This window comes from Pseudomonadota bacterium (assembly GCA_026388275.1).
Lineage (GTDB): Bacteria > Desulfobacterota > Syntrophorhabdia > Syntrophorhabdales > Syntrophorhabdaceae > JAPLKB01.
The window spans coordinates 26,371-52,070 of the sequence record JAPLKB010000010.1; the positions used below are offsets into that span (position 1 = coordinate 26,371).

At 41.1% G+C, this 25,700-nt stretch carries 28 protein-coding genes and 1 pseudogene; 23 read left to right on the plus strand and 6 right to left on the minus strand.

Annotation, left to right across the window (positions count from 1 at the left end):
• Positions 1-372 precede the first annotated feature (372 nt).
• Together NT010_02240 and NT010_02245 are read right to left on the minus strand one after the other, a co-directional pair.
• Complete coding sequence (locus NT010_02240) at positions 373-1,428, minus strand: aminotransferase class I/II-fold pyridoxal phosphate-dependent enzyme (GenBank protein ID MCX5804877.1); 1,056 nt, start codon at positions 1,426-1,428, stop codon at positions 373-375.
• Positions 1,429-1,477: 49 nt separating this feature from the next.
• Positions 1,478-1,945: a hypothetical protein gene (locus NT010_02245; protein ID MCX5804878.1), complete on the minus strand. Its 468-nt coding sequence runs from the start codon at positions 1,943-1,945 to the stop codon at positions 1,478-1,480.
• Positions 1,946-2,431: 486 nt separating this feature from the next.
• On the opposite strand from NT010_02245, the gene NT010_02250 reads away from it, so the two are divergent.
• The 15 genes and pseudogenes from NT010_02250 to NT010_02320 all read left to right on the plus strand — a co-directional run bounded on the left by NT010_02250 (position 2,432) and on the right by NT010_02320 (position 13,438).
• Positions 2,432-3,187, plus strand: a complete 756-nt coding sequence (locus NT010_02250; GenBank protein ID MCX5804879.1) for a hypothetical protein — start codon at positions 2,432-2,434, stop codon at positions 3,185-3,187.
• A 117-nt stretch (positions 3,188-3,304) separates the two neighbouring features.
• Entirely contained in the window at positions 3,305-4,117 is an 813-nt protein-coding gene (locus tag NT010_02255) for a hypothetical protein (GenBank protein MCX5804880.1), read from the plus strand.
• Positions 4,118-4,478: 361 nt separating this feature from the next.
• Positions 4,479-5,195: pseudogene (locus NT010_02260) on the plus strand (SDR family NAD(P)-dependent oxidoreductase).
• Between the two features lie 121 nt (positions 5,196-5,316).
• A complete protein-coding gene (gene ffh, locus NT010_02265; protein ID MCX5804881.1) occupies positions 5,317-6,648 on the plus strand; it encodes a signal recognition particle protein in 1,332 nt (443 codons plus the stop codon).
• 11 nt (positions 6,649-6,659) lie between these two features.
• The gene (gene rpsP / locus NT010_02270; protein MCX5804882.1) at positions 6,660-6,917 is read left to right on the plus strand and encodes a 30S ribosomal protein S16; all 258 of its coding nucleotides are present in this window, start codon (positions 6,660-6,662) and stop codon (positions 6,915-6,917) included.
• A gap of 16 nt (positions 6,918-6,933) precedes the next feature.
• Positions 6,934-7,167: a KH domain-containing protein gene (locus tag NT010_02275; protein ID MCX5804883.1), complete on the plus strand. Its 234-nt coding sequence runs from the start codon at positions 6,934-6,936 to the stop codon at positions 7,165-7,167.
• Positions 7,167-7,664: a ribosome maturation factor RimM gene (gene rimM, locus NT010_02280; protein ID MCX5804884.1), complete on the plus strand. Its 498-nt coding sequence runs from the start codon at positions 7,167-7,169 to the stop codon at positions 7,662-7,664. The genes NT010_02275 and rimM overlap by 1 nt, the downstream gene beginning before the upstream one ends.
• Positions 7,661-8,395, plus strand: a complete 735-nt coding sequence (gene trmD / locus NT010_02285) for a tRNA (guanosine(37)-N1)-methyltransferase TrmD (protein MCX5804885.1) — start codon at positions 7,661-7,663, stop codon at positions 8,393-8,395. Before rimM ends, trmD begins: the two co-directional genes overlap by 4 nt.
• Before the next feature lie 28 nt (positions 8,396-8,423).
• Positions 8,424-8,969: an RNA methyltransferase gene (locus NT010_02290; GenBank protein ID MCX5804886.1), complete on the plus strand. Its 546-nt coding sequence runs from the start codon at positions 8,424-8,426 to the stop codon at positions 8,967-8,969.
• Positions 8,953-9,300 carry a 50S ribosomal protein L19 gene (rplS, locus tag NT010_02295; protein MCX5804887.1) on the plus strand — a complete coding sequence of 116 codons (348 nt, stop codon included), beginning with the start codon at positions 8,953-8,955 and terminating at the stop codon, positions 9,298-9,300. The genes NT010_02290 and rplS overlap by 17 nt, the downstream gene beginning before the upstream one ends.
• Complete coding sequence (locus NT010_02300; GenBank protein MCX5804888.1) at positions 9,300-9,884, plus strand: ribonuclease HII; 585 nt, start codon at positions 9,300-9,302, stop codon at positions 9,882-9,884. The genes rplS and NT010_02300 overlap by 1 nt, the downstream gene beginning before the upstream one ends.
• The gene (locus NT010_02305) at positions 9,874-10,227 is read left to right on the plus strand and encodes a YraN family protein (GenBank protein MCX5804889.1); all 354 of its coding nucleotides are present in this window, start codon (positions 9,874-9,876) and stop codon (positions 10,225-10,227) included. The genes NT010_02300 and NT010_02305 overlap by 11 nt, the downstream gene beginning before the upstream one ends.
• Positions 10,228-10,535: 308 nt before the next feature.
• Positions 10,536-11,276, plus strand: a complete 741-nt coding sequence (larB, locus tag NT010_02310) for a nickel pincer cofactor biosynthesis protein LarB (protein ID MCX5804890.1) — start codon at positions 10,536-10,538, stop codon at positions 11,274-11,276.
• Positions 11,273-12,463 carry a nickel pincer cofactor biosynthesis protein LarC gene (gene larC, locus NT010_02315; GenBank protein MCX5804891.1) on the plus strand — a complete coding sequence of 397 codons (1,191 nt, stop codon included), beginning with the start codon at positions 11,273-11,275 and terminating at the stop codon, positions 12,461-12,463. Before larB ends, larC begins: the two co-directional genes overlap by 4 nt.
• Before the next feature lie 108 nt (positions 12,464-12,571).
• Entirely contained in the window at positions 12,572-13,438 is an 867-nt protein-coding gene (locus NT010_02320) for a formyltransferase family protein (protein ID MCX5804892.1), read from the plus strand.
• A gap of 112 nt (positions 13,439-13,550) precedes the next feature.
• Here NT010_02320 and NT010_02325 read toward each other — a convergent pair whose 3' ends face one another.
• A complete protein-coding gene (locus tag NT010_02325) occupies positions 13,551-15,176 on the minus strand; it encodes a methyl-accepting chemotaxis protein (GenBank protein MCX5804893.1) in 1,626 nt (541 codons plus the stop codon).
• Positions 15,177-15,579: 403 nt separating this feature from the next.
• Between NT010_02325 and NT010_02330 the strand changes: the two genes are divergently transcribed.
• From NT010_02330 to NT010_02340, 3 genes are read left to right on the plus strand one after another with little or no spacing between them, the layout of a single operon-like run.
• The gene (locus NT010_02330) at positions 15,580-15,792 is read left to right on the plus strand and encodes a DUF2905 family protein (protein MCX5804894.1); all 213 of its coding nucleotides are present in this window, start codon (positions 15,580-15,582) and stop codon (positions 15,790-15,792) included.
• 55 nt (positions 15,793-15,847) lie between these two features.
• Positions 15,848-16,207 carry a hypothetical protein gene (locus NT010_02335; protein ID MCX5804895.1) on the plus strand — a complete coding sequence of 120 codons (360 nt, stop codon included), beginning with the start codon at positions 15,848-15,850 and terminating at the stop codon, positions 16,205-16,207.
• On the plus strand, positions 16,170-16,436 hold the full coding sequence (locus tag NT010_02340; protein ID MCX5804896.1) for a hypothetical protein: 267 nt from the start codon (positions 16,170-16,172) through the stop codon (positions 16,434-16,436). Before NT010_02335 ends, NT010_02340 begins: the two co-directional genes overlap by 38 nt.
• 63 nt (positions 16,437-16,499) lie before the next feature.
• Here the strand turns inward: NT010_02340 and NT010_02345 are convergent, their stop codons facing one another.
• Positions 16,500-16,895 (minus strand): hypothetical protein, encoded by a 396-nt coding sequence (locus NT010_02345; GenBank protein ID MCX5804897.1) that lies wholly within the window; start codon positions 16,893-16,895, stop codon positions 16,500-16,502.
• A 318-nt stretch (positions 16,896-17,213) separates the two neighbouring features.
• On the opposite strand from NT010_02345, the gene NT010_02350 reads away from it, so the two are divergent.
• Positions 17,214-18,191: a DUF4931 domain-containing protein gene (locus tag NT010_02350; protein MCX5804898.1), complete on the plus strand. Its 978-nt coding sequence runs from the start codon at positions 17,214-17,216 to the stop codon at positions 18,189-18,191.
• Here NT010_02350 and NT010_02355 read toward each other — a convergent pair.
• Together NT010_02355 and NT010_02360 are read right to left on the minus strand one after the other, a co-directional pair.
• Positions 18,184-18,426: a hypothetical protein gene (locus NT010_02355; protein MCX5804899.1), complete on the minus strand. Its 243-nt coding sequence runs from the start codon at positions 18,424-18,426 to the stop codon at positions 18,184-18,186. The two genes, NT010_02350 and NT010_02355, sit on opposite strands and share 8 nt — an antisense overlap.
• A gap of 2 nt (positions 18,427-18,428) precedes the next feature.
• The gene (locus NT010_02360; GenBank protein ID MCX5804900.1) at positions 18,429-19,250 is read right to left on the minus strand and encodes an alpha/beta hydrolase; all 822 of its coding nucleotides are present in this window, start codon (positions 19,248-19,250) and stop codon (positions 18,429-18,431) included.
• A gap of 955 nt (positions 19,251-20,205) precedes the next feature.
• On the opposite strand from NT010_02360, the gene NT010_02365 reads away from it, so the two are divergent.
• The 4 genes from NT010_02365 to NT010_02380 all read left to right on the plus strand — a co-directional run bounded on the left by NT010_02365 (position 20,206) and on the right by NT010_02380 (position 25,688).
• On the plus strand, positions 20,206-22,638 hold the full coding sequence (locus NT010_02365; GenBank protein MCX5804901.1) for a GNAT family N-acetyltransferase: 2,433 nt from the start codon (positions 20,206-20,208) through the stop codon (positions 22,636-22,638).
• Positions 22,639-22,755: 117 nt separating this feature from the next.
• The gene (locus NT010_02370) at positions 22,756-23,349 is read left to right on the plus strand and encodes an HD domain-containing protein (protein ID MCX5804902.1); all 594 of its coding nucleotides are present in this window, start codon (positions 22,756-22,758) and stop codon (positions 23,347-23,349) included.
• A gap of 262 nt (positions 23,350-23,611) precedes the next feature.
• The gene (locus tag NT010_02375; protein MCX5804903.1) at positions 23,612-24,292 is read left to right on the plus strand and encodes a response regulator transcription factor; all 681 of its coding nucleotides are present in this window, start codon (positions 23,612-23,614) and stop codon (positions 24,290-24,292) included.
• Complete coding sequence (locus NT010_02380) at positions 24,279-25,688, plus strand: ATP-binding protein (GenBank protein ID MCX5804904.1); 1,410 nt, start codon at positions 24,279-24,281, stop codon at positions 25,686-25,688. Before NT010_02375 ends, NT010_02380 begins: the two co-directional genes overlap by 14 nt.
• The last annotated feature ends 12 nt before the right edge of the window (positions 25,689-25,700 follow it).

Genomic DNA, 25,700 nt, shown 5'->3' on the forward strand with positions numbered 1-25,700 from the left:
GGTCGGGCAACGGCATGATTGAAATACTCATCTGCGGCGATCTGCTTCGCTTTGCGATCCTCCGACGTACGTTCAGTAAGTCTGCGGCCTGCAAAGCTTACAGCTCATCCACATCTGAAGCATTTCTTCCATGCCGTTGCCCACTCAACCCGGATTCACATATACGTTTATGTGAATCCGGGATAAATAATGGGGCAGTTTTCTCTACCTGTTATTTTGGTTTGTAAGGGCTTGTATTTATTCAATCTTCACACCAATTTATTATGAAACATTTAAAGTACTATTTCCTGTGTTCACGCAAGCTGGTGTCCAGTCTCTGCTTGGTTTTAAAGGGGACTGAACAGTGTGAACGGTTTAAACTGTTTAAATGATTTATTTGTTTTTTCCGTCTGAACCTGCAATATTTCTCAGCACTTTAATAAAACGGGCATTAAACTTGTGTGTTTTTAACGGCATCCTGATATATATGATCCCGGCGTCATCTGTGTATGTATCAATTAAAATATTCCTTTTCAGAAACAAATCTTCCAGATCTTTTATCGGCTCACGAATTTTCAGCAGGAAAAAATTACAGGGCGTGTCAAAGATTTCCAGCCTGCTTATGTCTTTTATCTTCTCCATGATGAATTGCTTTTCCTCTTTGATAAACTTTTGTGTTCTCTCTTTATACCCCTTGTCCTTCAATGAGGCAAAGGCAGCCATATATGCTAAAGCAGAAACTTGCGGTAATACGATGTTGCCGCTTATTTTGCTAATCAGTGCCGGTGAGCCTATTGCATAAGCTGCAGGCAGTCCTGACAGAGCATGGAAGGCGGAAAATGTCCTGAATATAATGGCTTTTTCGGATTCAACAATCTGTCGGACAGGGGCTGCGGATTGTGTGAATTCGATATACGTTTCATCGATAACCAGTGTTTTGCCTTGCCTGTCCGTTTCTTCAACAATTCGATTCAGGTCTTCCACAGACAACGTTGCGCCGGTTATGTCGTGGGGATTTGCCAGCACTGCCATATCTGCATCCCGGATATGCTCCATAAGACTCGTCATATCAACGGGAAATCCGTTCTTTTCTGTCACTGGAAAGGTGATTAACGTCATATTGTACCTGTTAAAAACCGCCTTATATGCAAGCGAGACAGGCGACAACGCAAAAACTTTATTTGGCAAGGCTGTATTTGTTACGGCATGGAGTATATGGGACAGATCCTGTCCGAATAAGATACTATTTTCTTTGATCCGCTCTCTTTTGCAGATATATCGTTTTAAGTACCTGATTCCTTCATCAGGGGGAAAGGAGAGGTGTTTTATACCTTTTCTTATGGCGTGTTTTGCCTTGTTTGACGGGCCTAAGGGGTTTGCTCCGGAGGCAAAGTCCATTATCTGCCTTAAGTCGCACCCTTTACTTTCTGCAAAGTCATGGATATTCATGGGATTTTATTTGTTCAACATGCTCGCTTGCGAGCCAAGGGAATTAATGCTATCGCTTTTTTTCAATATAGTTTAGCGCATTTTCTGAAAGCATCTTAATAACCGGTTCATTTGATTCATTTTGTACTTCTTTATACATCTTCTTTGATTCTTCTATCTTTCCTTTTAAATAATAAATCCTGCCGAGATAAAGCTTTGCTATACTCTGTGTTTTTTTCCGTTTTTCATTTAAAACCTTGTTCATGGCATCTTCGGCCTTTTTTAAAGCCTCTTCGCCGCCGGTAGCGCTGAATTCTGTGAAACCCTGAATACCCTGAGAAAGCATATACTGGACCTTATCGTCCTGTTTCTTTGCGTAGATGGTGTATGCAAAGACGCAAACGCAGATTATGAGAATTGCCGCAATACCGGCAATGCATAATTTCAGGTTTTCTCTGACCCATTGGATGGTATACGCAAAAGTTCTCATCACAATATCCGGTTTTTTTATGTCCTGCTTTATTTTGTTTTTTGCCATAACAGGTATTTCAACATATACAGTTTGGCATGTCAATATTAAACCTGATTACTGGAGTTCCACCATTTTTTACGGAATATCCCACCTGTCATAGGAGGATGAAAAGAAAAGAGGCAATTCCGTCACAACAGTATAGAGGACCTCCATGAGGAAGAGCAAGTGATGTTCTATAAACACATGTATCCGATCACCTGTGAACCTGTTTTTATGGATCACAATAATTTTCTGTTGCAAAAAAATATTATTTTATTATATAGTTGTAAAAACTATGGGGGGTTCAATCATTCAATCAGTCCTTCCCGGATCACAAGCATCTTATACTCTGCATAAACAAACCGGGTCTGTCTTTGATACAACAATATTAATACAACAATCTGAACCATTGAAAGCCCATAGCTAAGTATAAGCGGTATAGTTCAACAGCTTTTTTCTGAAACTGAACGGCAGCATCAGAAAAAAGCTTATAAGTTATAAATGGAGATCGGAATGAAAAGACATCTCGCTAATTTCAGGAAGGGCTGGCAGAGCGAAAATCTCGCGAGGTATATACTATCTAATTTTGCGTTTATCTCCCAGCCATCGACTATTGCAGATGATTTGGGTTCTGATTTCTTCTGCACCATGTTTGACATTATTGTTGACGGCAACAATAACTATCTTGTACCCAAAGAATCGTTTGCTATTCAAATCAAGAGCAACGGAAGGCCTTTCTCTATTTCAGGCAAGATAGAATACCTAAAGGGTCTTGGAATCCCCTTTTTCGTTGGTGTCTGTGATAAAAAGAATCAAGAATTGGAACTATACTCCGGAGAATACCTTATTCCATTCTTTGTTGATCAACCTTCAGCAGAGGCGATGAAAGTCGAACTTTGCGAAAGAAATGACTGCCAAGAGGATTGTTATTCTGAAAAAGGCAATGAATTCACGCTCAAGTTCCCCAAAGTTGGTGCCATTGGTTCTGATCCTAGCGATCCCCAGTTCAACGAGGCAGTCCAGATCGTCTCACAAGTGTGTCGTACCGTCTCACGCAACATAACGCGAAGAAACAACAAAGAATACATCTTCATTGAGCCTTTTTCTAACAAGCTTAGGTTTGTCTTAAACAAACAGTTCATAAGACAATCAATCGATAATCGGCTCGGCAAAATCTGCATTGAACTCGCCTATGCCTTGGAGTGCGGGTACATAGACACTGATTTGGAGAAATATGAGAGCATGAGGGATGCACTTTGTCTATTTTGATTTATGACAAGTAGCTGTACTGGACTTGGTAGAAAAGCACGCCAAGTCGTTGAGCATCATGTTATAAAGTCCCGCTGATGTTACATTCAGCAAGAGCCGGGAAGGGGTACTGAAAGGATGGATACACTGATAACCGATTTCGCCGTTGGCGCAACAATATGTGCAATAGCCATGTTTGTTGCCAACCGTTTCGCTAGAGATAAGAACAAAGGCAAGGCGAAGTTCTACACAATTTTTGTTGGGGTAATCCTTGCCCTGATTGCCTTCAAGAATATATATGTGCAGCCGAAGTATGAAGAATGGCGAGCCATAACAGGTATCGACAGCGAAATCGTAAAGACAGAGCCATATGCCACACTCAAACAGACTTTTCCTGAGGACTACAAGAGGATAAAAGAAACCTTAATAAAATCCTCAAAGGCTAAAGAAACCCGTCAAGAAGCATACTTGAAAGGTAGATCAGTCTTGATAAGTATCCTAATGAGCAAAATGAAAATGGCATCCGACGAAGCACTTACCGGCTTTGCGCAGTCATTTGTTAACACCGCGAGTTACTATTACGGCAAGGGTCAGCCAGATTTTGCATTTGACATCATTTATAACCAGAAGAACTTGCCTAGAGATTGGTATAAGTCTTTGCCCAGACAATTTGCTGAAGTCGAAGCCGCAAATTATAGGCAAGTGTTGCTGTCAGCCGCAGAGAATAAGATAGCCGTTGCGGATAAGAGTAAAACGGATAAACTCATTGAGAGCATAGCAACAGAATTATATTCTGAACACGGCGACGATGTTCAACTTATGCAGACACCCCTCGCGCACCCTGAGAAAAAACCAAAGATTGTTAAAATCACGATAGATTTCTATGGCAAGATACTCAAACTACCTGATGCCGACAGAGGCATGGTTTTGCGCCAACTATTTGCCAACTGAGGTATATTGGGTAACTGGAGTAACGGAGGAAGAATAAGAGCACTTTATAAACCGCATGCACCGGATCGGCCATAAAGAAGGCCTCCCGGTAATGCTGGTGTTGGAACAAGATGATCGAAAATATCGATTTCGTATCATTTCGTGCGATTACAGACACAGTGTCTGTAGCAATTGCTCTCACAGTGAGAGCAAAAAGTTAAATCTCTGTAAAGCCAATACAGGCTATGGTTTAGATAATTAAGTAAATTTTTCGTTCACTGTGAACGAAAGCATATAACCATTTTTAGAAATGTATTTTTTGGAGTACAGGAAGGCAAAGAAAGAAGGTTCTTAAAAATGGTAGGTTTTCCTTAAGGTTAAAATGAAAAAAGCTATCGTGATTGGAGCAAGTTCCGGGATAGGGCGTGAGCTGAGCAAAATCTTATCCGGGAATCAGTACACTGTTGGTATGATGGCGAGGCGAGTTGATTTGCTGGCAGAACTTCGCGACGAAATGGGCAAAGATGTGTTTGTTGAAAGGATAGATGTGTCAGACACCGATTCTGCAAAGGATGCTCTTACAAAGCTTATTGAAAGAATGGGCGGTGTGGAGCTTGTTGTGACCAGTGCCGGAACCGGATACTTAAATGCGGAGCTGGATTGGACGCTCGAAAACTAAGTAATCAGGACCAACGTTACGGGTTTTACTGCCATGGCCAATGTTGCATTCCAACACTTTCTGGAAAAAGGCTCCGGGCATCTCGTGGGGATTTCGTCAATTGCAGCATTACGCGGCAACAGGGAGTCTCCAGCCTATAATGCATCAAAGGCCTTTGAATCCAATTATCTGGAAGGGCTCAGACAGAAGGTCAGGAAACTACGGCTGCAGATCACAATTACTGATATAAAACCAGGATTTGTTAAGACTGCAATGGCCAAAGGAGATGGTATCTTCTGGGCCGCTGATGCGGACAAAGCTGCAAGGCAGATATATAACGCCATCAGACGAAGGAAATCGAGTGCCTATATCACGCGACGCTGGAGACTGGTGGCATGGGTAATGAAGTTATTGCCCGGATTCATCTATGAAAGATTATAATTTTGTTTCAAGCCACGACCCGCTTGCGGGTTGACACCGCCGGGGCGGAAAAGTACCCTTTCCGGATGGTAACTAATTAACATTGACTATTCAATGGGTTATTTGTTATCTTATTGTCTATATGTTTGAAAAGCTACAGGAAAGATTAGAAACAACCTTCAAGAAATTGAGAGGTTACGGAAAACTCACCGACGAGAATATCAAAGATTCTCTCAGAGAGGTAAGGGTTGCACTCCTTGAGGCCGACGTCAACTACAAGGTTGCAAAGGATTTTCTCGAAAGGGTTAAAGAAAAGGCCTTAGGCGGTGAGGTGTTAACAAGCATAACACCGGGACAACTGTTCATCCGGATTGTCCATGAAGAGTTATGCGACCTCCTCGGCAATACAAATAAACCTCTCGATGTATCAGGTTCTCCACCTGTGGCGATCATGCTTGCAGGGCTACAGGGGTCAGGCAAAACGACTACAGCAGGCAAGTTGGCAATATTTTTAAAGAAAAAAGGCAGGAAGCCCCTTCTTGTTCCTTCAGACATTTACAGGCCGGCTGCTATTGACCAGTTAATGAAAATAGGCAGCCAAACAGGGACAGCCGTATTCCCCTCGAAGGGCATGACAGACCCGGTTCAGATTTGTGTTGATGCCAGGGGCTATGCTATGAAGAACGGCTTTGACACGATGATCGTAGACACCGCCGGCCGACTGCATATCGATGAACAAATGCTTGAGGAATTGATAAAACAGAAAAAGTTTCTCAATCCCCGTGAAACTATCCTTGTCCTTGATGCCATGACAGGTCAGGATGCGGTGAATATCGCAAAGACATTCAACGAAAAATTGGATATAGATGGTGTTGTCCTGACAAAGCTCGATGGAGACGCAAGAGGCGGGGCAGCCATTTCTATTAAAGCTGTTATAGGCAAACCGATACGGTTTATCGGTACAGGTGAAAAGCTTGATGCACTGGAGCCATTTTATCCGGAGAGGATGGCATCGCGTATACTTGGTATGGGAGATGTCGTATCTCTTGTAGAGAAGGCTCAGGAAGTCTTCGATGAAAAGAAGGCTCAGGAATTTGAAAAAAAACTCAGGAAGGACGAATTTACCCTCGAAGATTTCAGGGATCAGATAAAGCAGATGAAAAAACTTGGTTCTTTGGAGTCAATTATCAGTATGTTTCCGGGTTTTAGTAAATTCAAAGGGGCGATTAATTTCTCTGAAGCTGAAAATGATATTAAGAAGGTAGAAGCCATTATCAATTCAATGACGCAAAAGGAACGGTTGTATCCTAATATTATTGACGGCAGCAGAAGGATCAGGATATCAAAGGGAAGCGGGACAAAGGTTCAGGATGTCAATGAACTTTTAAAAAAATATACAGAAACAAAAAAAATGATAAAGAAGTTCACAAAGGGAGGCATGAAAGGTTTCCCAAAACAACTACTCATGAGATAGGAGGTGGCAGTTTGTCTGTAAAATTTAGATTATCAAGGTATGGTAAAAAGAAGAAACCTTTTTACAGAATTGTTGTGGCTGACAGCCGGTATGCATGCGATGGCAGATTCATAGAAAATGTGGGAACCTATAACCCATTGACCGACCCTGCCAGTGTAACCATTGATAAAGAAAAGATCAAGGCATGGTATGATAAAGGGGCAAAACCCACAAAAACTGTTCATAGCATATTCAAAAAGGAAGGGATCCTGAAGGAAGTAATTCAATAATCGATGGAGGGAAGCCGTGTTGAAAGAATTGATCGAATTTATCGCAAAAGCTTTGGTAGATAACCCTGATCAGGTAAAGGTTTCGGAGATTGAAGGCGAAAAAACATCCGTTATCGAGCTCAGTGTTTCCAAAGACGACCTCGGTAAGGTGATAGGCAAGCAGGGAAGAACTGCACGGGCCATGAGAACCATTTTAAGCGCAGCTTCCACTAAGGTAAGAAAACGGGCGGTACTCGAAATAATAGAGTAATGAAATATGTTCCCATCGGGAAAATAATATCCACCTACGGCAACAAAGGGGAAGTTAAATTCCGGTATTATAATGAAAATAAAGAGGTGCTCTATAGGTACACCTCTTTTTTCATTAAAGATGGCGATGGATGGAGAAAACTTAAACCGACTGCCATAAACCTTCGCAAAGGCTTTTTCTGCATAAATTTTGATGGATTAAACAGTCAGGAAGACATTGTTCCCTTGATAAACAATGAACTGTTTGTCAAGGAAGAAAACCTCCCGCAGTTGGATGAAAATGAATTCTACGAGTATCAGCTCCTGGGGCTTGATGCATTCAATCAGGCTGGCGAGATATTGGGAAAAGTGACGCAGATTATCCGTACAGGTGCAAATGACGTGTTACTTATTAAAGGAGAAAAAGAGATACTTATCCCCATGATAGAAGACTATATTCAGGAAATTAATATTAAGGGTGCCTTTATAAAAATCAGTATGGATAATTTTTTTGTATGATAATCTCTGTCCTTACATTATTTCCGAACATATTCACATCGCCCCTGCAGGAAAGTATTGTCAAAAAAGCAACAGACAAGGGGCTTGTTACTTTCAATATTGTAAATATCAGGGATTTTGCAGAAGACATACACAGGACATGCGACGACGCTCCCTACGGCGGGGGGCCGGGTATGGTCATGAAGATAGAACCCATATACAAAGCTATGCAACACGTTGAGACCCAAATGGGAAAACCGAAACATATTCTCCTTACACCGCAAGGCAGGGTCTTCGATGAAGCAGCAGCGGTCAGACTGTCAAAGCTGTCCCATATTAGCCTTATCTGCGGAAGATACGAAGGCATAGACGAAAGAGTGCTTCAATTTGTTGATGAAGAGATTTCAATTGGTGATTATGTGCTTTCAGGAGGGGAAATGCCCGCACTTGTTCTGATAGATGCTATTGTCAGGCATATCCCTGGAGTACTGGGCAATGAGCAATCAACATTGGATGAGAGCCATACGGACAATCTTCTCGAATACCCGCAGTATACAAGACCGCCTGTATTTATGGACATGGAAGTGCCCCCGGTACTCTTGTCAGGTAACCACGAAGAAATACGAAAATGGAGGAGAAAAGAGGCTATAAAAAAAACGATATTTAAAAGGCCTGATCTGATGGATGTTTTTGAACCGAACGATGAAGACAGGAAGTTCTTAAGGCAGGCGATGGAGGATATCCCTGAGTAAGGTCTATATCGGCATTATACATTATCCTGTGTACGACAAGAACAGAGAAATAATCGCGACAAGCGTGACCAACCTTGAATTGCATGATATTGCAAGAAGTTGCATGACATTTGGTATTGAGTTGTGCTATATTGTTACGCCGCTTACCAGACAGAGGGAAATATCGGATAAGCTTATCCATCACTGGGAACATGGGTACGGGGCAACATACAACCCAAAAAGAAGTGCGGCACTTAAGAAGGTAAGAATAATAAACAATTTCAGCGAAATGCTGGAAGAAGTTAAGAAATACGGCGCTCCCATAATCATAGGAACATCATCCCATGGGAGGGCGCATAAAGTGATAGGCTATCGAGAGCTTCGCGCGTGGACTGAAAAAGAGGAAAGGCCTTTTCTCCTGTTGTTTGGAACAGGATGGGGTTTAACCGATGAAACAACAGATTTATGCGAGAAGATGCTCGTACCGATAAAAGGTGCAGGCGAATATAACCATCTATCCTTAAGGGTAGCGCTTGGCATCATTCTTGACAGAATTTTTGGTGAAAGAGGAGACAAACATGAACGAGATGATTGATTTAATTGAAAAAGAACATATGAGGCTCGATTTGCCCGAGATAAACATCGGCGACAACGTAAAAGTTTACACAAAAATCCTGGAAGGGGACAAAGAGCGCATCCAGGTCTTCGAAGGCGTTGTCATAAGGAGAAGAGGTGGTAATACCAGGGCAACCTTTACTGTGAGAAAAGTATCATACAGCGTAGGTATTGAAAAAACATTTCCCGTGCATTCACCTCTTATAGATACTATTGAAGTAATGGGCAAGAGCAAGATCAGGAGAGCAAGACTTTTCTACTTGAGGAACCTGAGAGGAAAGGCAGCAAAACTCAAAGAAAAAAGGTATTAATGGGTTGTTCTCTCACAGGGCTTGTTGGCGGGATTGATGAGGCCGGCAGGGGACCCCTTGCGGGGCCTGTGGTATCATCATGCGTTATCTGGAAGGAATTGCCCGAAGAAAGAAAAGCCATAAATGATTCAAAGCTTCTTACCGCAAAACAAAGATTGGAACTTTTCGAGTGGATTTCCGATAATGCTTATAAAGTAGGCATAGGAACTGCAACCCATGAAGAGATCGAAAAAATAAATATTCTAAGAGCGAGTCTTCTTTCAATGGAAAGAGCCTTGGAGGATACACAGATTCAGCCGGACCTCCTGCTCATCGACGGGAATTATGGTATAAAAACATTTCCGCGCAGCAAACCGATAGTAAAGGGGGATAGGAAATGTTTCTTTGTTGCCTGTGCCTCCATCATTGCAAAAGTCGTAAGAGACAGCATTATGGAAGAATACGATGCACTGTACCCTCAATATAATTTCATAAAAAATAAAGGCTATCCCACAAAAGATCACAAAAAAGCAATAAAAGAGTACGGGGTTTCCCCCATTCATAGAAAAACATTCAGGAGTGTAAAAGAATACCTTGCCTGGTAGAAGAGAAGAAGGCATACAAGGCGAAGAAGAAGCAGCAAAAACCTTAAAGCGCAAGGGCTACAGGATAATAGAGAAAAACTACCGGAGCCCCTTCGGTGAACTTGACATAATAGCTGAAGAAGGCGGTTATCTTGTCTTTGTGGAAGTAAAAAAAAGGAATACCCCAACCTTCGGCGATTCTTTTGAATCTGTTAATGCTGTAAAAAAGAAGCGTATGGTTAAAACCGCTATGTTTTATATGAAAACCCATAAATGTTTTGATAGAAAAGTGAGGTTTGATGTAGTAGGTATTGACAGGGAAAATGTGAAGATAGTAAAACATGCATTCATATTGGAGCAGTGAATTATAAGGTAGTGAATAGTGAATAGTAGATAGTGAATAGTGAACGGCAGATAGCAGATAAGTTTCGATTGCTATTCAGTCTTGAGCATAAATAGCTGATAGTCAATGAGTTTTGTTCTGAAGATGGTGATTTTAGCAGGTTGTTAATGTCGAATTTATTCGACAAGGCATGCTTGGCCGGTGGAGGGGGCGACGTGAACCCCAGCGAACATAAACGTCAGTGCGATAAATAGCTCGCACAGTGAGCGAGAAGGGGAGGCTCCGACGGCTTGGCCGGCGGAGGGGGCGACGTGAGCCCATATTACTTAATGGAAAAAAAAATCATAGACCTACTTAATAATGTAAGAAATGGGGCAACATCCGTTGAAGATGCTTATGAATTTTTGAAGGATGTACCTTTTGAGGATTTGAATCATACGAAGATCGACCATCACAGGGTGCTGCGGAAAGGCATGGAAGAGGTAATATTCGGAGAAGGGAAGACTTTATCACAGATTACGGATATTGTCAGGGCCATGAGAGGAAAAGGGCAGGACGTACTTGCTACCAGGGTCGAGAAAAAGATAGGCGCAAAAATTTTAAAAAAGTTTCCTGACGGAACATACAATGAAGATGCACGGTGCTTCTATATCAAGGAAGACAATACAATCAAAGGGAAAGGGGCGATTCTCATTGTATCTGCAGGAACCAGCGACAACAGGGTGGCCGAAGAGGCCTATGTTACATCCATTTTTTTCGGAAATCAAACCGAAAAGCTCTGTGATGTCGGTGTTGCAGGCATACACAGGCTTTTTCAAAACCTTGATCTGCTGAAAAAGGCACGGGTGATTATTGTAACGGCCGGTATGGAAGGTGCATTGCCGTCTATAGTAGCCGGCCTTGTCAAGGTGCCGGTAATAGGTGTACCTACAAGCATAGGTTATGGTGCAAGTTTCGGTGGTCTGACAGCGCTCCTTGCTATGCTCAATTCATGTTCCACAGTTTCGGTGTTTAATATTGACAATGGTTTCGGTGCAGCGTATTTTGCAACTTTAATAAACCGGCTATGAACATACTCTATATAGACCCTATTTTCGGAATAAGCGGAGACATGACGATCAGCGCTTTTATCGATGCAGGTATGCCATTTGTCGAGTTTGAAGGGTTATTGAAAAAAATACCAATGCCTGTGCCTGCAATAATACCGGAAAGGATCATGCATGGCATCATTGGAGGTGTACACCTGAACATTGAACATTCGAATATCCACCTAACAATCAGGGAAATGGAAGACATTATTGAAAAGGTGGAGATTGAAACAAAAATCAAGGAAGACGCCAAGGCCATGTTGAGTATTATGCTCAATGCAGAGGCAAAAGTGCACGGTGTATCAAAAGATGAGTTGCACCTGCATGAATTATCCCACATTGATACGCTTATCGACCTTTTAGGTGTTGCAAAGGGCATGCATTATTTTGGCATAGACAGAGTATTTTGCGGACCTGTTCCCCAGGGCCGCGGCACAATAAAAACATCCCACGGGATTATACCAAATCCGCCACCGGTGACCCTTGAGATCCTTTCGGGATTCAGCACGGTTTTTCTGGAAGAGCCACTGGAACTTACTACCCCTACAGGCGCAACCATAGTCAGGCATTATGTAAGGGACAGGAATATTCCCCCGCCGGCATTCAAAATTGATAAAATTGGTTATGGAGCGGGTACATACAAAACAGATAAACCCGATGTTTTGAGAATTTTTATTGGAAAATCTGAAGAACCGGCCTTTGAAGAAGAAGATGTCCGGGTCATAGAAACGGATATCGACGATATGGAAATGGAATATATCGGCGCTATTGCTGACAGGATCAGGAGTGCGGGCGCCCTTGATGTCCTCTATTTCCCTGTGTATATGAAAAAAGGCAGAATCGGTATACGACTCTCAATAACGACAAAAATAGAAACACTGCAACGTGTTACGGAGATGCTTTTTGCTGAAACAACTACTTTCGGGCTGAGGCTTCGGACAGAACACAGAAATGTCTTAAGAAGAGAGGAAAAGCTCGTTGAGACATCCTATGGGACTATTAATGTAAAGTATGGATATGACGGCAAAGGAAACCTGATCAAGACACACATCGAGTTTGAAGATGTCAAAAAAATTGCTGAAGAAAAGGGTTTGCCGTACCGGTCAGTGTTGGAGATGCTGGAATCTGAAGTGAGGATGAAAGTAGCGGGCAACCTGGTACCTGCTTGAAGAAATACCGGTAGGATATCTATTTGGCTCACACTGTGAGCGAAAGGAGAAGGCTCCGAGACAGAGCTTCGCTGGTGAAGGGGGCTTTCGTGAGCCACAATAATAGCGATGACAGTACAATCAGTTTATAACCACCCTTCTGTGTCAATTAGATATGCCTGCGGCGTTTCGGGCTCCGGAAGCAATTACGATAAAATTTACGAATGGGATCCAAATAAAGAACATGTTGTTTTCAGTAATTCATCTGGCTGCAAAGGGATAACAAAGGCAAAAAATCGTAATGTGCCGGTAGTTTTGCTAGATTCCGGCAGATATTTTCATGAAATGTGCGGACTTGAAAAAGTTCCCAGGCACGGCATTGAAAGAGACAGCTATGATATGGCAATTATGACCCTTGTGGAACAGACGTTGAAGGGGCAGCCGGACCTCATATGCCTGGCCGGATATGACCTTTGGATAGGGAACTGGATGGTTGAAAGGTACTATCCAAAAATTCTTAATGTTCATCCTGGTGATGCAAAAAAATATACCGGCCTCGGATGGGTACCTACTGCCAAAGCAATATTAGCGGAAGAAAAAAGTGTGAAATCAACCGTATTTTTTGTCGATCAAAGTGATGATGGCGGTCCAATTCTGATTCAGTCGGCATCTTTGCCGCTCTCACGTTGGGATAAAGAGTTGCGTGACATAAGGAGATTTGCAGAAAAAACAGAGAAAAGAACTCTCAAGACATTCAGAGAGGCAGCACAAGAAGAAGAAAGCAATCTCTACAAAACACTTCAGGAGGTTTCTGCCAATATTCAGGAAGTGCTCAAAGTTGAAGGAGACTGGCAGATATACCCTTTTGCCGTACATGAACTGATTGCAAAAGGTAGAGCAGCCCTTGATGGCAGGACACTCTATATAGACGGTTTGCAAATGCCCGAAGAAGGGTGGCAGGTTGATAAATATGGATTTGCTGACAGCATACGTTAAAAATAATTCTGACAAATGAAAAAAGGGGCGCCATAGACGCCCCTATGTTGTATAAAAACCCCTCACCGCCTTCCAGGCTTTCATACGAAGGGAATTGTATACTAATAATCAATTACAGTTTAAACTCACTTACCGCTATTTCCATAGTCTCAGATAAACCTGACAGTTCTACCGATGACTGTGCAACATTCTCAGCCGAGACACATGTATCTTTTGATATCGATGCTATCTGCTCTATATCCTTGCTGATTTCCTCGGATGTGGCCGACATTTCTTCTGTCGCAGAGGCAATCTCCTGAACCATGACCTGAAGCTCATTGGCGCTTAGTACGATATTCTGGAGTGCAGAACCGGCCTGTATCACAAGGTCCACACCAAGGTTGACATTGCTCGTGGCATTTTCCATTGAATTGACTGCCATAGAGACTTCGTCCTGAATTGCCTTTATCATTTGACCTATTTCTGAAGTTGAGTGGGCTGTTCTCTCTGCAAGTTTCCTCACCTCGTCTGCAACAACAGCAAATCCTCTTCCCTGATCCCCTGCACGGGCTGCTTCTATTGCAGCATTTAGGGCAAGAAGGTTTGTCTGATCTGCGATGTCATTAATGACATTTACGATATCTCCTATCTGCCTTGATCGTTCACCAAGGGATTTTACAAAGCTTCCCGAATCATCAACAATCATGGCAATCTCTTTTACCTTCTGTACAGATTTTGTCACTATTTGATCTCCTTCCTTTGCTACCGCTACCGTATTGGAAGCAGATTTTGCAATGTTATTCACATTTTGCGCAATATCCACAATGGTCTGAGACATTTCTTCCGAGGCTGTAGCCACCTGAGATGACCTGCTTGCCTGCTCGCTTGACCCGGTTGACATATTTTTGGCGCTGGAGTTCATCTCCTGGGCTGCCGACGATATCTGATTTGCAGCCGATTTCATATCTGTTACAACGGTTCGCCACTGTTTTTTTAGCTTTACCAATGCATCTTTTACCGCATTGAATTCGTCTCTTGTTGAAGCTCCCAGATCTACTGTAAGATCACCATCGGCAAATCTTGTGGTCAAATAGGCAATGCGGTCAATAGGTCGGAGTATGGTTTTGGTTATTATGAATGCTGCTGTAGTGCCTATTGCTATTGATATAAGACCGCATACGAGAAGAAATATTTTTGCCCCGCTGTTGCTGTCCATGGTCCCTTCAAGACTTGCCTTCAAACCCTGATTCTGGTATTGGACCATCTCATCCATGGCACCAATAAGTTCCTTCGATACAGGCACTGCTTCATTCAAAAATTTTTGTGAAGCCTCTGCGCTGTTCCCAGCAGCAGCAAGATCATTGATCTGATTGTTTACTTCCTGGGTTTTTTCAAGCAGTCCCTTGCACTTCCCGATTATAGCTTTCCCTTTATCGGTTTTATCCAGTTTTTCGAGTTTATCAAGTTCTTCCTTGTACATCTTCGTTTTTGCTGTTATGTTCTCTTTTTCCCTGTTTATTGCACTACTATCTTTTTCTGATGCAATAATTGCCAATGAATTATACATGCTGTGAACGGTATTGATTATTTTCTGTGACGATATTGCTTTCTCATAGACAATATTTATGATCTCGTTTGTCCTGTTGCTGACATTCCTAAAGCCATAGAAGGAGATAACACAAAGGAGAATAACAAAAAATATACACATTCCGTGTGAAATATAAAGGCGTTTTTTGATGCTGATACTTCGTAGATCCATTTTTTTGCCCCCTATCAAACCATCTTCATTGTGCTGTAATGTCCAACATTGTTACCTGATTTATATAATATTATCGTTTTTCTTAAAATTATCTTAAGTTAACTTGTTCGAATCGATTCATTTTGTTTTTATCTTGAGATAAATAAATTCAGGATATCTATATTGTAGAAATGAACTGTCCTGTCGCAAGCGGACGAGGTATTAGAGATAAAAACAGGAAAAAGTTATCACAGCAAGCTCCTGGGAATTTACCCGTAAAAATTAAACCGCTTATGGAAAAAGGACCATGAAAATGGTATTATTTATGATTGAATATTGTATGAAACAGCTATAAGGACTGATATGTGGAGAAAGATTGTTGTGGGCATATTTTGAGCGAAAAAGACCATTGTTGGAGGGAGTAATGCCGGGCATTGGGAAGATATTTGTTGTCCTCGGGATAATACTTATACTCATCGGGCTGGCATTCATGTTTGGTGACAGGATACCTTTTATCGGGAAATTTCCCGGTGACATATTGATAAAAAAAGAACAATTCAGCTTTTATTTTCCCATAACAACAAGCATTATAATAAGTATCATATTAACAATAATATTCTCTATCTTCAGGCGATGAATCACCCCGTCATAGACGGTTATATCCCAAACGGGGCAATAGAGGGGCTTACAATTTGTTACTGCAGCTAAATATTTTAAGATATTTACTAAAGAGCATACTGTTTCTCCTCCTCATTTTTGTGCAAGGGTGTGCATCTTCATATACGGTAAAAGTGAACGGGTTCCTTGATCCGGGCAAGCCGTTAATAATTACTCCAGGCACAACCATCCATGTCGTTGAAGATAAAGAGGCAAAAAATACCCTGCTTGACAAAGAAGTTACAAAGAAACTTGAAAATATGCTGAAACTGAAAGGCTATTCAATATCAGAACTTGATGGACCACGTTATTATATTTTGTACGGTTACGGGATAGGACATGAAAGAACAGTGACCCGTGCAATGCCTATATACCAGCCTGGAGGGACACGATAAATGGCTTTCCCTGAAAATTATTGATGGGAAAGATTACAGAGATTTAGGCAAGACAACCGATGTCTGGATCGGAGAGGCTTCTGTTACCGGGGAAAGTCCTGATCTCAGAGATATGATAAATTATCTGATCATAGGAATCCTTGACCATTTTGGTGAAAATACCGGAAAAGAGCTTTTTGTGAATATCCAGGAAGACGATCCAAGAATAAAAACCATCTTAACAGGATAATATCGTTTAGATATTACAAGTCAATACTATCTGACATCAGTGAAACTGCAAAACTTTCTATGACTATGGATTTACAGCAACCCAGGCTTTATGGGAAGGAATCCATTTACCATCTATCCACTGACCGGGTACTGTAACCCACTGACCGGGAGGGTTCTCGGCTACATTTTGCCCTGAGAGCTCGGGATCAGGATAGGCATAGGCAGGCCGGGGAACAGGATTGACATAAACAACGGTTGGCGGATAAACATATGGAGGAGGAAAAAAATACCAGGGACTTACAAATGACGTTCCTATATAAACCCTGGGATGATACCATCTGTGAGGATTGTGAGGTCCCCATGCGCCATGATATCCTATTCCCGGCCCATCCACTCCTCTCCAGGCAAAACTTGCTGTCGGCAAGATAAACGAGATTCCCAAAATTACAATCAAGGTCGCTGACATCTTTTTTTTCATCTCCAACCTCCGCCATTCTGTCAGTATTGCCGCTTATGCATATAAATAAGCAATATTTGTACCATAATTTCTAATATTTGTATCTCATCGTAATGGTTTATAATTTTATCAGGTACCGTCCTTAGAGGCTATAATTTTTGTACAAAATTGTCGAAGTACGCGGATTGTTCGACAAAAATAGTCATTATTTCTTTCAACGCATGGAATAAAAGACGGAAATTTTGCTCTTCCTCCTGCTGTATCTTTAAAAAAAGGGAATCAAAGCACTAATAAAATTACTTCTTTGACAAATTCTAAAACATATTCTAATATTCATATATGGCAGAATTGAGAAAAGATCCTGTTGCCGGCAATTGGATAGTTACCGAATTCAAAGGACTCGAAAGCAGCTCAGTAGGCGTTTGCCCTTTTTGTCCCGGCAATGAACATCTTACACCCAAAGCTATCAGAGAATACAAAGATGCTGACGGTTCATGGCTTATACGTTGCTTTCCTGCAATAAACCCTGTTTTTGTCATAGAAGCTGTCGAAAACAAGAGGGCTGAAGGGCTTTATGATAAAATGGATAATGTTGGAGCACATGAGATCATCGTAGAGAACAGATCACATACAAAGACCATGTCAAACTTCACGGATAATGAACTGTTATTGTTGCTTGAAGTCTATATGGAAAGGATTTCCGATTTAAAGAAAGACAAAAGGTTTAAAAGTATACAGGTATTCAAAAATCACGGGGAACTTGCAGACTCTCATTTGTTTCATCCTCACTCACATCTCCTTGCAACACCGATGATGGCTGCAAGGCTTGAGCTTGAGCTTATCCATTCAGAAAATTATTATCAGCAAAAAGAGAGGTGTTTACTCTGTGATATAATAAATCAGGAAATAAAGCAGAATAAGAGGGTAGTTAGTATGAATTCAGGTTTCATTGCAATATGCCCTTTTGCCTCAAGATTTCCTTTTGAAGTCTGGATCCTTCCGAAAATGCATAGCGAAGCTTTTGAGCAAATATTGAAGGATGATATGAAACTTCAGCTTGTTAACATTATGCTGGATATTATGAAAAGGATTGAAAAATTAACAAATTCGTATACCCTGGTAATTCATACATCGCCGAATACTTATAAAACAGATTATAAAAAAGAAACTCTGTCGATAAGCGATTATTTTCATTGGCATATCGAGATACTTCCCATGGACCAGAAATCCTCCAAATATAAGCGGGAGGATGAATTTTATGTTACCTCAATTACACCCGAAGAAGCTGCAAGGACATTAAGGGGACAGGCTATTTAAGGTGTAAAGCCCCGATTAACCCACAGACAATGCCTATTATTAATGCAAAAAAGCTAGTTGTTGTGCCGCCGGCATAAAACATATATGCGAAAAAAAATAGTGCGATAAGAAAAAATATCATTGCCTTAACCCACTGTTTTTTGTTGCCTTTTTTTGCATTATTACGGGTTGACTTGCTGTCTTTCTCGAATTTATTGCTCTTCACGGATTTAACACTTTTCTTTTTATTTTTCATATTTACCTGATTAATTTATACTTTTCAAAAAATTTTATCAATCCATCCTGATATATTGTGCTTGACAAAAGAAAACCATCATTGTGCCCACCCCTGATTTCCAGAAAATCTTTTGGTTGAGAGGCCTTTTCGTACAGTATCCTGCCGTGTTTGAAGGGAACTATTTCATCATCCGGACTGTGGATGATCAGTTTGGGAAAATTTATTATGCTTATTTTAGTTAATGTTGAATACTGATATTTTGCCAGAAGTTTTACGGGCAGCCATGGGTAAAGTTTTGATCCGAGATCAGGCATAGATGTAAAACTTGATTCTATGATTAAGGCAACAGGTTTTTTTCTTATGGCAACCTCTGTTGCTATAGCGCCGCCAAGCGACTGGCCGTAAACAATTATTTTTTCAGGGGAATTGCCACATTGGATCAGATAATCCCAGGCGGCCTCAGCATCAAGATATGTACCTTCCTCAGACGGTTTACCGGTACTTTTGCCGTAACCCCTGTAATCAAAAAACAGAGCGCTAAAATTCATCTCATGGAAAATCCTTATACGTTCTATTACATGCGATACATTTCCGGCATTTCCATGACAAAAAAGAATAATACCTTTCTCAGGGTTTGCAGGGATATACCAGCCGGATATATTTATGTTATCTTTAGTTTGAAAATTGACCTCCCTGTAATAGAGATTTATACTTTGCGGTGTTTGCAAAATCTCTTTTTCAGGAAAGTAGATCATGCTGTCCTGTTTGAAGTATATTGCCCCCATAATTATAGAATAGGCAACTAACAGTATCATTCCGGCATAAGCCGCGATCTTTTTCATTCTGATATATTAAAGCCCAATGTCTTTTCTTTCAAGACTGTTCTGCAAAAGATTCCACTAAATTTTATTTTGTATTATTGAATGTATTATATTGTTAAGTTGGGGATTTTTTTAATAAATTTAAATCTATAGGCTTGCACTTCAAGTGTCTCCATACTCCCTTGCCCACATTCAGTCCGTCGTCCTTCTTGATCCATTTGCGGCAGACATAGCATATATCTTTTTTAAATTCCTCAAATAAGGGTTCCTGAATGTATGAAACTTTTGTCTTTTTTCGCATGGCAGATATTTCTTATGCAATGATAAACCTGGAAGAATAGAAATGCAAGACTAAAGTAATCGGGGTTTCCTGACTTTTTTATTGTTATATATTGTGCGGTTTTTGAACAATATGTTTTTTTAGGTTTTCTTTTTGTTCGGGCAGCGGCATTTCGAAAATTTTGATCTGCGGCGGTCTGCTTCGTCTTGCGATCCTCCGACGTACATTGCGTACGTCTACGGCCTGCAAATCTCACAGCCCATCCACATCTGCAAAATTTTTGCTCGATAAATCTCTTGCAATGAAACCTTACTGAAATGCCGCTGCCCACTGAACCCGGATTCGCATAAGCCTTCACGCTGATGCGAATCCGGGATAAAAAACATGGATCAATATCTCCAGTTCCCTATTCTCCCCCCTGTTATATTTGTCAGTTCAGGCTTGTCATTATTCAATCAATTGATTCCTCGAAGCTCTGCTGCGGGGAGGTTCATTTTATGTACCGTTTTCTCATGAAACGACTATACCGGTGTACATGCTTGCCGGTAGTGGCTTGATGCTGCAGGAGGGGGCGACGTGAGCCCCCAGTATAATAGAAAAATGTTGCAAAAAACCTGGAGTTACAGGAAAATAAATAAAATACCCTTTCGCAAGCGTTGCGTGGCATTTACCGGAAGGGATACAAGCGGGTTATAAATGGGCAATCTTAAAAAAGTGCTTAATCCTAAAACCATTGCATTCATCGGTTCAGAAGACCGGGAGGGCACCATCGAAAGATCAATATTTGATAACCTTCTCTCCTCAGGAGAGAGGCAGGTATTTGCTGTCAGTCCGGACAGAAGAAAGATGCTTCACATTGATTGTTACCCCTCTGTCTCATTTATTGATGAACATATAGACCTTGCTGTCATAGCAGTACATGATGAACTGATTACTGATATAGCTGAAGAGTGCGGGAAAAAGGGTGTAGAGGGTGCAATTATTATATCGGCAGGCCCTAAGTATGAGAGAAAAAAGTTTGAAAATGAGATATGGAATATAAAAAAGAATTACGGCATAAGGATAATTGGCCCCGACAGTAACGGTATTATTCTGCCTAATAATAACTTGAATACCACATTCCTTAAGGCACACCCAGTAGCTGGAAATATAGCCTTTATCTCCCAGAGCAGCACTATAGGAAATACTATGCTTCACTGGGGGATGGATAACCATATTGGTTTCAGTATGTTTGCATCTCTCGGTTCCATGGTTGACGTGGATTTTGCTGATCTCATAGATTTTCTTCAGGAAGATTATTACACAAAAAGCATCATGCTCTATGTTGAGCACATAAAAGATGCAAAAAAGTTCTTAAGTGCCTCGCGCTGTTTTGCACGAAATAAACCTATTGTTGTTTTTAAACCAGGCAGATATCCCCAGAGCACAGAAACGCTCTTTTCCCGTACGGGCGTGGAGACAGGAAGCGATGCAGTCTATGATGCTGCTTTCAGGCGGGTTGGTATAGTAAGGACAAAGGAAACAATGGATTTTTTTGACACAGCCAAGGTCCTTGTTTCAAGATCTCTGCCCAGGGGGCCAAGGCTTGGTGTTATTACTAACTCAGGCAGCATCAGCATTATTGCCTGTGACACCCTTGCAGAACAGAAAGGTCAACTTGCCAGGCTTTCAGAAAAAAGCATGAAAAAGCTTTGCCGTATAATGCCTTCCTACTGGAAAGCAAATAACCCCTTTGATCTTTTCGGAGATGCTGATATTGAAAGATATATCGAGATAACAGACGTTTGCCTGAGAGACGATGGTGTCGACGGTGTTCTCATTGTATATGCGCCTGCTCCTTATCATGACCCGGGAGAACTGGCAAGGCGGATAGTCGAACTCTCTTTGAAAACAACAAAACCAATCGTTGCTGTCTGGATGGGTGGTCAATATTCACTCCAGGGTTTAGATATTTTAGAAAAAGCCAATATACCCGTCTATACAACTCCGGAAGTTGCTGTGAGAGCATGTATGTATATGTTTAAGTACCGGCGGAATATTGAGATTCTAAATGAAACCCCGGAAGAAGCCCCTGAGAACAAAATGGGACTGACAAATCACCTGAAGGCTGTTATTCGCAATGCTGTTAAAGGAAACAAAGAAATCCTTGACGAAGATGACGCTGCAAATTTTCTTAAAAATTATGAAATTCCCTTTTTAAAAAAATCTGATCCTCATGGAAAATCTGTAACAACTGAATCTATAGTTGATGAGTGGTCTTTAAGATCAAAGAAGGACGTTGATTTTGGAACTGTCATACTTTTTGTATCTATGGCTGGAGGATATAGAAATCGTACGGGTTTTGCTGTAGGCCTGCCCCCGTTAAATCAGGTTCTTGCAAAATATATGATGGATGAAGCTGAATTTCGGGCAACCAATAAATCCGTTATGAGGCATATGGAGGAAATCCTTATGAATTTTTCCAGCCTCATTGTTGATTTCCCGGAGATAGCAGAGATAGAAATAGAAGTTGCAGTAACGGCAGACGACAGGGTATATGCAAGAAACACAACAATTTGTATAGATAAAAACTATCAAAAGGGCGTTGCTCATTACCCTCATCTTGTAATTATGCCCTACCCGACAAAGTACATCATGCCCTGGAGATTAAGGGATGGAAGAGATGTTATATTGAGGCCGCTCAAGGCGGAAGATGAACCTCTGATAAAAGAAATGATGTCCACATTATCCGAAGAAACGCTTCGGTTACGATTTTTTGTGGCTTTGAAAATCAATCACAGGATGCTCATGAATTTCTGTAACATAGATTATGACAGAGAAATTGCTATTATTGCTGAATTAAATGAAGGCGACAAAAAGAGGATTATAGGCGGTGGGCGCCTTATTGTCGAGCCTGATTCAGGGAGCGGTCAGTTTGCTATGTCAGTGCATGATGACTTCCGAAGGCAGGGTTTGGGAGAGAAATTCCTTGATATTACAATTGGGATAGCGCAGGATAATGGATTGCGGGAGATTTACGGAATGGTGCTTTCCGAGAATGATAAAATGCTGAGATTGAGCAGGAGAATGGGATTTAAGTTGATGAGGCTGCCCGATGGCGTCACCAGGGTCAGTTTGAAGCTCGATTAAAATACCTGGAAGTACCGGACCCCAGGATCTCAATCATTTTTATGTAACAAATTCTATTTATTTCGTAAAAAAATTGATAATATTTTGGAACACGACATAATTTAAAGAATTGACGCGATGCATAAAAATACAAAAACACCTCGCCTGAATAGGATTGAATCACCGATTTTACGACTAGCCAAACCTTATCTGCAGACGAGAAACAACGAACTTCATACCAGGAATGCAATAGAATTTGCTTTCAGGTTGCTTGCAATCCACCAAGCTGAGAGAGCTGTAGTAATTCCGGCTATAATTTTGCACGATGTGGGATGGTGCAGGGTCTCTGAAGAAATTATTGGAAAGGTGTGCCGGGCTAATCCTGACAAGGATCTCCTAAGGATTCATGAAGAAGAAAGCTTGAAAATTGCAAGGGAAATCCTTGGAATAGTCAGTTATGATCCCTTAAGAACAAATGAGATACTTGAAATAATTGATGGTCACGACACGCGGAGTAAGGCCTTCTCGATCAACGATAAAATTGTGCAGGATTCGGACAAGTTGACTCGCTTTGCAGGAAGCTTCTGGTTTCTGGCTCGACGGTTTCCGATAACACCTGAGGCATTTGTGATATCGCTTGAACGTCTTATAGACCGATGGTTCTTCCTCCCGGATTCTAAAGAAATGGCCAGAATTGAGCTTTCACGGCGTCTTACAGAAATGGATAGTTAGTTCCCGTTCGGAAAGGGTACTTTTCCGCCCCGGCGGCGTCGATCCGTGGTCTTCCTTGTGCGGCGTACATGTTGTTCGTCTCCGCGCAATCCCTTCATCTTCTTGCCGGAACGAAAAATTCCTCCTTTCCGATTCGGGAACCAATAGTTTCTCATCCGTAGTTAGCGAATGGAAACTAGTTAGGACACCAGGAAAGATCATTTCAAGCCCATTTACCATCAAAATATTTAAAATTAATGATTTTTGCTATATAATAAATAATATGAATGTACTTATTATAGAGGATGAAGAAAAGTTAGCAAGCTTCATAAGCAAAGGCCTGGAGGAAGAGGGGTATACAGTAGAAACTGCTTACGACGGCAAGACAGGGCTTGAATTTTTAGGCGAGCACAGTTACGATATTATCCTTCTCGATCTCATGATACCGGAAATAGATGGGTTTGAAGTTCTCAGAAATATGCGGACATGGGGCATTGATACTCCTGTATTGATAATTACAGCAAAAACCTCAAAAGAAGATGTTATAAAAGGACTCGATACAGGAAGCGATGATTATCTCACAAAGCCTTTTTCCTTTGATGAACTTCTTGCAAGAATACGGGCATTATTGAGAAGAAGCAAAAAGGCAGATGCCCATATTCTTGAATATAAAGAACTGGTTCTAAACCCATATAATAGAAAAATGAACATAGCATCTAAAGAAGCAGAATTGACTGAAAAAGAGTACATGATATTGGAATTTATGATGAAGAACAAAGAAAAACCATTGACCAGAAAAGAAATTGCAGAATACGCATGGCAAAATGCAAACGATTCAACTAATATAGTAGATGTTTATGTCAATTTTCTCAGAAAGAAGATGGAATCTTTATCATCTAAGAAATATATACACACTGTAAGGGGCACCGGTTATATCCTGAAAGAAGAAAATGAAAAAAATTAATTTACCTATAAGATGGAGACTCACATTATGGTATGGGTTGATACTTACCTTAATCCTTTCAGTTTTTTCTAGCGGAGTATATACCTACTTCAGGAACAGTCTTCAAAAAAGCATAGACGAAAAGATTAAATCTATCGGCGAGATATTGTCATCCTCAATGTCGGAAAGTCATAACACAAGCGTATTCGGAAACTTTGAAAGATACCTTGAAAATGTCCTTGGCAAGCGGCCGAAGGGTAAATTCATTCAGATAATGGATACCTCAGGAAAAATCGGTGCAAAAATGAACGATATTGAAACCGAAGTCCTGCCGTCAAGTTTTAAAACGCTTGAAAGAGTGCTCAACGGAGAAGTTGTCTACGAAACAATGGAACGGGTAAAACCGAGACTGAGGATGGTTACAATCCCCATTATAGAGAATAAAGAAAGCAAGAAGGTAACTAGCATTGTCCAGGTAGGTACATCATTAGAGGACTTTGATGAAACCATGAAAAAGCTCCTTATTATCATGTTAATCAGCATCCCCACCTCTATAGGCGTCAGCATAGTGAGCGGCTATTTTCTGGCAAAGAAAGCATTGCGTCCTGTTGATCAGATAAGGAAGGCTGCTGTAAAGATTACGTTGAGCAACCTCGGCGAGAAAATTGATATCGGAAGCAGAAGGGATGAACTTAGCAGGCTTGCAAGGACCTTTAATGAAATGATCAGCAGATTACGGGACTCATTCCTGAGGATAAATCAATTCAGTATCGATGTTTCGCATGAGTTAAAAACCCCTCTAACAATATTAAAGGGACAGACAGAGGTTGCATTAAGAAAAGATAGAGAAAATGAAGATTATAAAAGCATACTTAAGAGTAACCTCGAAGAGATTAACAGAATGGCAGAAATTATTGATGACCTGCTACTACTCTCCAAGGCTGAAACAAAAGAGGTAAAACTGAGCTTTGAAGATGTTTCACTGAGAGATCTGATTGCTGATGTTTGTATGAATGTTAAGATATTTGCAGACAACAAAGGGATAGGATTGATGATTAAAGAACTGGAAGATGTTAAAATAAAGGGCGATGAACTGAAACTCAGGAGGATGTTCCTGAATATTGTAGAAAATGGCATTAAATATACCCAGCCGGGGGGTAAGGTAGATATATCTTCTTCTATCAATAATGGCTATGTACAGATTGACATAAAAGACAACGGCGTCGGTATAGCAGAAGATGATATTAAGTTTATCTTTGACAGGTTCTACAGAGGGGACAAATCGAGAAAACGCGAGAGCGGCAGCGGTCTTGGTCTATCGATAAGTAAATGGATTGCCGAAATGCATAAAGGTACAATAGAAGTAAAGAGCGGGCTGTCAGAAGGCAGCTTGTTCTCGATAAAATTGCCTGTATAATTGGAGGAGTTT

What these genes read in the sequence shown, in the direction of transcription:
- NT010_02370 (MCX5804902.1), top strand. Translation starts at nt 22,756, where the DNA reads ATGCATAAAAATACAAAAACACCTCGCCTGAATAGGATTGAATCACCG.
- NT010_02350 (MCX5804898.1), top strand. Translation starts at nt 17,214, where the DNA reads ATGGCAGAATTGAGAAAAGATCCTGTTGCCGGCAATTGGATAGTTACC.
- NT010_02355 (MCX5804899.1), bottom strand. Translation starts at nt 18,426, where the DNA reads ATGAAAAATAAAAAGAAAAGTGTTAAATCCGTGAAGAGCAATAAATTC.
- NT010_02360 (MCX5804900.1), bottom strand. Translation starts at nt 19,250, where the DNA reads ATGAAAAAGATCGCGGCTTATGCCGGAATGATACTGTTAGTTGCCTAT.
- larC (MCX5804891.1), top strand. Translation starts at nt 11,273, where the DNA reads ATGAACATACTCTATATAGACCCTATTTTCGGAATAAGCGGAGACATG.
- ffh (MCX5804881.1), top strand. Translation starts at nt 5,317, where the DNA reads ATGTTTGAAAAGCTACAGGAAAGATTAGAAACAACCTTCAAGAAATTG.
- NT010_02375 (MCX5804903.1), top strand. Translation starts at nt 23,612, where the DNA reads ATGAATGTACTTATTATAGAGGATGAAGAAAAGTTAGCAAGCTTCATA.
- NT010_02325 (MCX5804893.1), bottom strand. Translation starts at nt 15,176, where the DNA reads ATGGATCTACGAAGTATCAGCATCAAAAAACGCCTTTATATTTCACAC.
- NT010_02255 (MCX5804880.1), top strand. Translation starts at nt 3,305, where the DNA reads ATGGATACACTGATAACCGATTTCGCCGTTGGCGCAACAATATGTGCA.
- larB (MCX5804890.1), top strand. Translation starts at nt 10,536, where the DNA reads ATGGAAAAAAAAATCATAGACCTACTTAATAATGTAAGAAATGGGGCA.
- rplS (MCX5804887.1), top strand. Translation starts at nt 8,953, where the DNA reads ATGAACGAGATGATTGATTTAATTGAAAAAGAACATATGAGGCTCGAT.
- NT010_02300 (MCX5804888.1), top strand. Translation starts at nt 9,300, where the DNA reads ATGGGTTGTTCTCTCACAGGGCTTGTTGGCGGGATTGATGAGGCCGGC.
- rimM (MCX5804884.1), top strand. Translation starts at nt 7,167, where the DNA reads ATGAAATATGTTCCCATCGGGAAAATAATATCCACCTACGGCAACAAA.
- NT010_02330 (MCX5804894.1), top strand. Translation starts at nt 15,580, where the DNA reads ATGCCGGGCATTGGGAAGATATTTGTTGTCCTCGGGATAATACTTATA.
- NT010_02250 (MCX5804879.1), top strand. Translation starts at nt 2,432, where the DNA reads ATGAAAAGACATCTCGCTAATTTCAGGAAGGGCTGGCAGAGCGAAAAT.
- NT010_02240 (MCX5804877.1), bottom strand. Translation starts at nt 1,428, where the DNA reads ATGAATATCCATGACTTTGCAGAAAGTAAAGGGTGCGACTTAAGGCAG.
- NT010_02320 (MCX5804892.1), top strand. Translation starts at nt 12,572, where the DNA reads ATGACAGTACAATCAGTTTATAACCACCCTTCTGTGTCAATTAGATAT.
- NT010_02380 (MCX5804904.1), top strand. Translation starts at nt 24,279, where the DNA reads ATGAAAAAAATTAATTTACCTATAAGATGGAGACTCACATTATGGTAT.
- NT010_02245 (MCX5804878.1), bottom strand. Translation starts at nt 1,945, where the DNA reads ATGGCAAAAAACAAAATAAAGCAGGACATAAAAAAACCGGATATTGTG.
- NT010_02365 (MCX5804901.1), top strand. Translation starts at nt 20,206, where the DNA reads ATGGGCAATCTTAAAAAAGTGCTTAATCCTAAAACCATTGCATTCATC.
- NT010_02345 (MCX5804897.1), bottom strand. Translation starts at nt 16,895, where the DNA reads ATGAAAAAAAAGATGTCAGCGACCTTGATTGTAATTTTGGGAATCTCG.
- trmD (MCX5804885.1), top strand. Translation starts at nt 7,661, where the DNA reads ATGATAATCTCTGTCCTTACATTATTTCCGAACATATTCACATCGCCC.